This window comes from Lysinibacillus sp. NPDC056185 (assembly GCF_047737915.1).
In the GTDB taxonomy this organism is placed as follows: domain Bacteria; phylum Bacillota; class Bacilli; order Bacillales_A; family Planococcaceae; genus Lysinibacillus.
Genome location: NZ_JBLLLQ010000020.1, coordinates 90,288 through 97,002, shown reverse-complemented (window position 1 = coordinate 97,002; position 6,715 = coordinate 90,288). Strand labels below are relative to the sequence as shown.

Annotated in this window: 7 protein-coding genes; 3 read left to right on the top strand and 4 right to left on the bottom strand. The window is 37.0% G+C overall.

Annotated features, from left to right (window positions below; all coding sequences use genetic code 11):
• Nucleotides 1–343: 343 nt before the first annotated feature.
• Nucleotides 344–1,237, bottom strand: a complete 894-nt coding sequence (locus tag ACMZ42_RS18345) for a nucleotidyltransferase-like protein (RefSeq protein ID WP_370079363.1) — start codon at nucleotides 1,235–1,237, stop codon at nucleotides 344–346.
• Nucleotides 1,238–1,446: 209 nt separating this feature from the next.
• Between ACMZ42_RS18345 and ACMZ42_RS18340 the strand changes: the two genes are divergently transcribed.
• Nucleotides 1,447–1,797, top strand: coding sequence for a YgzB family protein (locus ACMZ42_RS18340; RefSeq protein WP_132363284.1), 351 nt, complete (start codon nucleotides 1,447–1,449; stop codon nucleotides 1,795–1,797).
• A 24-nt stretch (nucleotides 1,798–1,821) separates the two neighbouring features.
• Here the strand turns inward: ACMZ42_RS18340 and perR are convergent, their stop codons facing one another.
• The 3 genes from perR to bcp form a co-directional block, all read right to left on the bottom strand.
• Nucleotides 1,822–2,265 carry a peroxide-responsive transcriptional repressor PerR gene (perR, locus tag ACMZ42_RS18335; protein WP_142510785.1) on the bottom strand — a complete coding sequence of 148 codons (444 nt, stop codon included), beginning with the start codon at nucleotides 2,263–2,265 and terminating at the stop codon, nucleotides 1,822–1,824.
• Between the two features lie 228 nt (nucleotides 2,266–2,493).
• The gene (locus ACMZ42_RS18330) at nucleotides 2,494–3,438 is read right to left on the bottom strand and encodes a D-2-hydroxyacid dehydrogenase (RefSeq protein ID WP_402871452.1); all 945 of its coding nucleotides are present in this window, start codon (nucleotides 3,436–3,438) and stop codon (nucleotides 2,494–2,496) included.
• The gene (gene bcp, locus ACMZ42_RS18325; protein WP_415732303.1) at nucleotides 3,435–3,911 is read right to left on the bottom strand and encodes a thioredoxin-dependent thiol peroxidase; all 477 of its coding nucleotides are present in this window, start codon (nucleotides 3,909–3,911) and stop codon (nucleotides 3,435–3,437) included. Before bcp ends, ACMZ42_RS18330 begins: the two co-directional genes overlap by 4 nt.
• Before the next feature lie 131 nt (nucleotides 3,912–4,042).
• On the opposite strand from bcp, the gene ACMZ42_RS18320 reads away from it, so the two are divergent.
• Nucleotides 4,043–5,329, top strand: coding sequence for a glutamate-1-semialdehyde 2,1-aminomutase (locus ACMZ42_RS18320; RefSeq protein WP_415732302.1), 1,287 nt, complete (start codon nucleotides 4,043–4,045; stop codon nucleotides 5,327–5,329).
• A 292-nt stretch (nucleotides 5,330–5,621) separates the two neighbouring features.
• Nucleotides 5,622–6,710, top strand: a complete 1,089-nt coding sequence (locus ACMZ42_RS18315; protein ID WP_370079355.1) for an FUSC family protein — start codon at nucleotides 5,622–5,624, stop codon at nucleotides 6,708–6,710.
• The last annotated feature ends 5 nt before the right edge of the window (nucleotides 6,711–6,715 follow it).

Genomic DNA, 6,715 nt, shown 5'->3' with positions numbered 1-6,715 from the left:
AAGAAATTTGATTAGCTCAAATTGTTTTGCTGGCATCATGTTTGATGTCCAAAATTTTGTTTCGTTCACCAACTCTAGGTTAGTTACTAAAAACTTTATTGATTACGTTTTGCTTGTTCAGTTTTCAAGGTTCATGTTGATGTCGTTGTTTTTCAGCGACTTCTTTATATTAACATTTAACTCATTTCGTGTCAATAACTTTTTCAGAAAGTTTTTTTCGTTCATTGAGTTATTTCGTTATGTCTTAGCGACAATTAATATAATACAATATCAACAAATTAAAAGTCAACAACTTTTTATAAAAAATTATCGAGGTATTTTTCATACCTCGATAACTAGCATACTACAGTCCTTGCTCCATTTCTAGAGCTTCTTTATTTACCTTATAATGACGGTGGAATATCATTTCACTTTTCGCAACGATAGGTTCAATTTGAATATAACCTTTGTCCACTAAATATTCTACAAACACTTCTAAATCTACTGAGTAGTTCATGAGCTCATTATGATCGTGCAATTCCTGAATTGTCCAAGTCTCTTTTGTTTGCATTACTTCTAAAATATGTTGAGCGCCGTCTCGAGTACGTGAATGTATTAAAAACTCGCTTGCTAAAAATAATAGCTCTAAACGTTTTTCTATCGGCTCATTACTTGTAACGAGCTCCTCGTATAATTTATAAATCGCTGGTTCTAATTTTTTCACCTGTGCCCAAACAGTTACTTCAGGGTACAGTCCACTATCAATGATGGATAAACGCCCCAAATGATGTAATGAATCTACTACATGATTATAAGCATCGAGATAGCTACCCTTATCAAAGTATTCTTTCCCTTCTAAGTAACGTCGAATTAACTTTGAAAATTGAATGCCCGTTTTGATTTTACGACCACTAAACGGAAACTCCTGTAATTCAATTTTTAATTTATGAAGAAATTCATTACGATCAAATAATACTCTACCAAAGAAAATCCAATCGACCACTTTTTTATTTGAGCCAATGAGTAGCCATTTTCGTAATATTTTCTCAGTAACTGTATGTAAAGCTACTTTATTTCCTTCATATAAGTAATGTTTCGTAAAGACTGGCTTTTCTGCTTCCTTTACAATAATAAGTAAGACTGTATCAAATGTATCTGTAACATTACTTTTTTCTTCGCGTTTTCCCACTAAAATAACGCCTAACGTATTCGACTGACTTGCCCGTTCCTGATATATCGGACGTAAAACTTGTTCCATGTTCAGTCCCCCTCTATTTGCTTGTTACCTTTTAACCTCATTCAGTGGATGTCACGGATTTTCACCGTACTCAATTACACCAATGCGAAATTGATTTCGTTAAAAATTCGACATACTCTAAAAGTATTCCTTCTTTCCACGTTATCAAAGCTAAAATACTTTGTTCTTATATGTTATAGTAGATTTTAGATTGGGAGGCAAGATGATATATGAAACCTTACAAAAGTAAAATTAATAAAATCCGTTCATTCGCATTAGCACTTATTTTTATCGGCTTTGTAGTTATGTATGGGGGAATCTTCTTTAAAAACTATCCTATTCTAGTATTAATTTTCATGACCCTTGGTGTACTTTGTATTATTGGTAGTACAGTCGTTTATGCATGGATTGGACTGCTCTCAACAAAAGCTGTTCAAGTAGAATGCCCTAATTGCCATAAGCATACAAAAGTATTAGGTCGTGTAGATATGTGTATGTACTGTAATGAACCATTAACATTGGATCCAACTCTAGAAGGAAAAGAGTTCGACCAATCTTATAATAAGACAAAAAAATCCTAGCCCTCATTTAAGAGCTAGGATTTTTTATTGTACTTTTGCAGATACATCTTTACACGATGGACAAGTGCCGTAAATTTCTAAACGATGCGAATGCACATCAAAGCCTGTTACTTGTGATGCAAAATGCTCAATTTCGTCGAGACCAGGATAATGGAAGTCGACTATTTTGCCACAGCATTCACAAATCATATGATAATGATCGTTTGTAACGAAATCAAAGCGACTTGAAGCATCACCAAAAGTTAGTTCTTTTACTAGACCAACTTCACGAAATACGCGAAGGTTATTATAGACGGTCGCTACACTCATATTTGGGAATTTCCCTTCAAGTGCTTTATAAATTTCATCGGCAGTTGGATGTGCCATTGTTTGAATTAAATATTCCAAAATAGCATGACGCTGAGGAGTAATACGAACACCAGTTGTTTTTAACGTGTCAAGTGCATCCTGTAAATGCGTTTCAGACATCGTCATGCACCTCTTCCATAAAGATTATTAATTTATAATTGTTATAATTAGTGTATCGAATTACTCTTACTTCTGTCAACATTCATACACATTTGAGTTTAGCTTCTTTAAGCGCGTGTCCAAACATCCACTGAAATAGAGGAACTCAGTAAGAACGCCACGTCCTGTGGCAAAAGCGCAGCGACAGCTACAATTATGCCGAGGCATGAGTGATTTAGGACTACTGCTTCAATAACCTCTTGATAAATCCATCCTATTTTCTAAATCTGTTTCACCGCGTAACCACTTCTCTAAACTTGGCTTAAAGATTTCTAAGCTACGTTCAACATAGCGAGAAGAGTGACTTGAAATATGCGGAGAGACAATGACATTCGGTAAAGTCCATAAAGGATGATCCTCAGCTAAAGGCTCTTGTTCAAATACATCTAAAACAGCATAACCAATTTCACCTACTTGAATGGCATGCACCAAAACGTTTTCCTCTACTAAGTTTCCACGACCAAAATTCATGAAAATGGCATCATTTTTCATCGCTTTAAAATGCTCTTCTTTTAGTAAATGTGTCGTCTCTTCTGTTTTAGGTAATACAGAAATGACAATATCAGCCTTAGGTAAAGCTTCGATTAATTGGCCAAAGCTCACCATCTCATTCATAGATGCCGCTTCGTTCCCTGAACGGTTGCAGCCAATTGTCACAACACCAAAAGCTTGTAATAAGCGACCTACTTCCGAGCCAATAGCCCCAGGTCCTAAAATAAGCGCTGTACTATCCCGCAACTCGGTTTGTTTCGCTTTTTTGGACCATTCACTTTTCTTCTGCTGTTCATACTTCCAAGGCAGCGCACGCTTAATCGCTAAAATATGGGCAAGCATTGATTCTGCCATTGGTGTTTTATGAATGCCGCGCACATTCGAAACAAATATCCCTCGTTCAATAATGGCTTGAGCTGGCATTTTTTCGATCCCCGCTGAAGCTACAAAAATCCATTTAACCTTTGTCGCATACTGAATATTTTCATCATTTAAATCTTCACCATATGTGACAAGCACATCCGCTTGTTGTAGCTCATCGATTGATAAGCCATTTTCAAAAATAAAATCAACTTGTGGAAATTCTGCTACTAGTGGCTCACGTAAATTCGGTCTTGGTTCAAACGTAAAATAAATTCTCATTGAGTCACCTCCCATTCTGCTAAATATGTATATACTTCTTCAATATGATTTTTTACACGTACTTTACGCCAAGCCTTTATCAAGTTTCCTTCTGTATCAATTAAAAATGTCGAACGTTCTATCCCCATATATTCACGTCCATACATCTTCTTCAGTACCCACACGCCATACGCTTCTGCTACGGCATGATCCTCATCTACTAATAACGAGAATGGCAAACCGTGCTTATCTATAAATTTGGTATGTTTTTTTGCATCGTCAGGACTAACGCCAAGTACAACTGCATTTAATTTACTAAAATCCTCATGCTTATCACGGAAGTCACAAGCTTCCGTCGTACAGCCTGGTGTCATATCTTTAGGATAAAAATATAAAATAACATTTTGTCCTTTGAAATCCGCTAACTTTACTGTTTCTCCTGTTTCATTTATAAGGGAAAAATCAGGTGCTTTTTTACCTTCTATTAAAGCCATATCAATCTCCTCCTCTGTACGCTCTATTTTACTCTAAATAGTAAAACAAATCATATCCCTTAATTTCTTTGGATTTCTTGCACTGATAGGTCTACAATAGATGAAGTATAAAGATTTAGGAGGCAATATATATGAATCACACAAAATCTGAAGCAGTACACGCAGAAGCGCTACAGCATATCGTTGGTGGTGTAAATAGCCCTTCTCGTTCTTATAAAGCAGTTGGCGGAGGTTCACCTGTTGCAATGGCTCGTGGGAAAGGTGCTTATTTTTGGGATGTTGATGGCAACCGTTATATCGACTATCTAGCAGCTTACGGTCCAATCGTTACTGGTCACGGTCACCCACATATCGCAAAGGCTATTACACACGCAGCTGAAAATGGAACTTTGTTTGGGACACCAACTGAATATGAGGTTACTTTTGCTAAAATGCTAAAAGAAGCAATCCCATCTATGGATAAAGTACGCTTTAATAACTCTGGTACAGAAGCTGTAATGACAACAATTCGTGTTGCACGTGCTTATACTGGTCGTACAAAAATTATGAAATTCGCTGGTTGCTACCATGGTCACTTTGACTTAGTACTAGTAGCTGCTGGTTCTGGTCCTGCAACATTAGGTACTCCAGACTCAGCTGGTGTTACAACTTCAACAGCAGCGGAAGTAATTACTGTACCATTTAACAACCCTGAAGCATTTACAGAAGCAATGGATAAATGGGGCGATCAAATCGCAGCTATTTTAATCGAGCCTATCGTTGGAAACTTCGGTATTGTAGAGCCTAACCCTGGCTTCCTAGAATTAGTTCATGCCACAGCAAAGGAAAAAGGTGCATTAACTATTTACGATGAAGTTATTACTGCTTTCCGCTTCCACTATGGTAGTGCTCAAACCTTATTAGGCTTAACACCAGACCTAACTGCCCTTGGTAAAGTAATCGGCGGTGGTTTACCGATTGGTGCATACGGCGGTCGTAAAGAAATTATGGATACAGTTGCTCCACTTGGACCTGCCTATCAAGCAGGCACAATGGCAGGAAACCCTGCATCCATGCAAGCTGGTATTGCCTGCCTAGAAGTATTACAAACTCCAGGAATTTACGATGAAATGGACCGTCTTGGAGCCATTTTAGAAGAAGGTATCTTGGCTGCAGCAAAAAAACATGATGTAACAATTACTATTAATCGTCTTAAAGGGGCTCTTACAATTTACTTTACAGATGTGACAGTAGAAAACTATGAGCAGGCTGAAAACTCAGACGGTGAAATCTTTGGTCGCTTCTTTAAATTAATGCTTGCACAAGGTATTAATTTAGCGCCATCAAAATATGAAGCATGGTTCTTAACAACAGAGCATACAGAAGCAGATATTCTTGAAACAATTAAAGCGGTAGATATTGCATTTTCACAATTGTAATTTGTAAATGCAATGGCAAAACGCTTAGTGAGAAGAGCAATATAGAACAGTTTCTATGGTTAACTTTTAAAGACGACTCCCCCTGTGAGTCGTCTTTTTTCTGTAAATGACATACAAATCTATGTATTTTATGAGCGCTTCCTTCTATAATGTATAGAAGACATCCGCCGGAGGCTTAGGCCAGTGGATGATTGGGTAAAGTAACTTAAGCAGCATTTAACTGCCCCTATTGAGGTGGGAAACTTCTACTGAAAGAAGTTAAAATTTTAGACAGAAAGGACATCCATTTTCTATGAAATTAGGTGCCCGTGTATTTAAAACTGGTGTCGCTATCGTGTTTGCACTATTTATTGCTGAGCTGCTAGAGCTACCTTCACCTGTTTTTGCAGGAATTGCAGCCATCTTTGCGATTCAGCCATCTATTTATCGCTCCTATCAAACAATCGTTGAGCAAATACAAGCCAATATTATAGGAGCTACCATCGCGGTCATTTTTGGCTTGCTTTTCAGCCACCATGTAGTAGCAATTGGCATTGCCGTCATTGTTGCGATCGGTATCATGTTGAAATTTAAACTTGAAAAATCATTGTCACTAGCACTTGTTACAGTTGTAGCTATTATGGAGTTTCAAGGAGATGATTTTCTTACATTTGGTCTTATTCGCTTTATTACCATATTAGTTGGGGTGCTAGCAGCATTTGTTGTCAATCTGTTCTTCCTACCACCAAAATATGAAGTAAAGCTTTTCCGTAAGATTTACTTTTTACAGGATGATATTATCCGATGGACGCGACTTGCTGTTCGCCAGGCATCTGAGCATACTTCTACAAAAGAAGCATTAAGCAAATTTAAGTCTCGTATGCAACGAGTTGACACATTGTATGATTTTTATAAGGAAGAGCGTAATTACTTTAAAAATAAAAAGTTTGTTAAAGCACGTAAATTAGTTGTTTATCGTCAAATGATTACAACGTCAAAGAAAAGTTTAGAGCTGCTTCATCGTCTTCATAATCATGAAAACGAATTAGCCCAGCTACCGACGCAATTTCATTTAATGATTCAAGAGCGACTTGATTTCCTGCTAACTTACCATGAACAGCTACTATTAAAATATACTGGGAAATTAAAGCCCGAACATTCCGAGTGGAGTAAACATAATGATTATGTTCAGCGTAACGAGTTAATGGAGATATTTATAAAACAAATAACTTATGCGCATGATGAAGGCGATACAGAATTCTCGAGTTATCACTTGCTTTATATTTTATCTCGTATTTTAGATTACGAAGAAAACCTAGAGCATTTAGATACGCTCATCGTGTCGTATCAAACTCATCATGGCCAAGAAATCAATGTGGAATTTGAAGAAGAGTTTATTTAACTTCT

Excerpts from the sequence above, each read along its gene's own strand:
- ACMZ42_RS18345 (WP_370079363.1), bottom strand. The coding sequence starts at position 1,237 with ATGGAACAAGTTTTACGTCCGATATATCAGGAACGGGCAAGTCAGTCG.
- ACMZ42_RS18340 (WP_132363284.1), top strand. The coding sequence starts at position 1,447 with ATGAAACCTTACAAAAGTAAAATTAATAAAATCCGTTCATTCGCATTA.
- perR (WP_142510785.1), bottom strand. The coding sequence starts at position 2,265 with ATGTCTGAAACGCATTTACAGGATGCACTTGACACGTTAAAAACAACT.
- ACMZ42_RS18330 (WP_402871452.1), bottom strand. The coding sequence starts at position 3,438 with ATGAGAATTTATTTTACGTTTGAACCAAGACCGAATTTACGTGAGCCA.
- bcp (WP_415732303.1), bottom strand. The coding sequence starts at position 3,911 with ATGGCTTTAATAGAAGGTAAAAAAGCACCTGATTTTTCCCTTATAAAT.
- ACMZ42_RS18320 (WP_415732302.1), top strand. The coding sequence starts at position 4,043 with ATGAATCACACAAAATCTGAAGCAGTACACGCAGAAGCGCTACAGCAT.
- ACMZ42_RS18315 (WP_370079355.1), top strand. The coding sequence starts at position 5,622 with ATGAAATTAGGTGCCCGTGTATTTAAAACTGGTGTCGCTATCGTGTTT.